Source organism: Pseudescherichia vulneris (assembly GCF_902164725.1).
Lineage (GTDB): Bacteria > Pseudomonadota > Gammaproteobacteria > Enterobacterales > Enterobacteriaceae > Pseudescherichia > Pseudescherichia vulneris.
On sequence record NZ_LR607338.1, the window covers coordinates 4,231,988 to 4,232,588 of the forward strand.

Genomic DNA, 601 nt, shown 5'->3' on the forward strand with positions numbered 1-601 from the left:
GCATATTCCAAGGCATAGCACGCCGTAGATGCATCCCACCTACCAGAGCATAAATAGTATTTATCCCGGTGAGTTTTTTGCAGTGCTCAATAATATTTCTCAAACCTTTATGGCCGCAGCCAATGAATATCACCAGACCCTTTTGGGATTTATATAACAGAACGCCTTCATCGTTGAGTGCGTCCGGCTCTACTTTCTCCCCTTTCACATAGCCGTAAGATTTAACTGATGCGATCTCGCCGGACCAGATAAACCTCTGGCTTATCTCGTAAGGCTCTTTGGTGAAATGAAAGTTACATTGAACGGGAGGTAGCTGAGTCGATATCTTCTTGATTTCTATAAAGTGATTAAAAACCATTACCCCTGCGTATTTTTGATCGTAAACGCCTGGGTGGCACAGTACCTTTGGTAGCTTTTGGAGATGCCTTAGCCCACCGCAGTGATCGTAGTGCCCGTGGGATAGTACAACCCAGTCAATGCCATTAAGCGACACGCCCATTTTTTTAGCGTTGTGCATAAACGAGGCATCTGGCCCAGTATCGAAGAGTATCCTCGTTATGCCATCTTCAATTAGCAGGCTCAGACCAGGCCGACAGAGCAG

At 46.1% G+C, this 601-nt stretch carries 1 protein-coding gene; it reads right to left on the reverse strand.

Annotation, left to right across the window (positions count from 1 at the left end):
• Window positions 1-601: MBL fold metallo-hydrolase (locus FN633_RS17645; protein ID WP_154058987.1), on the reverse strand; the 601-nt coding region annotated here is incomplete at its 3' end.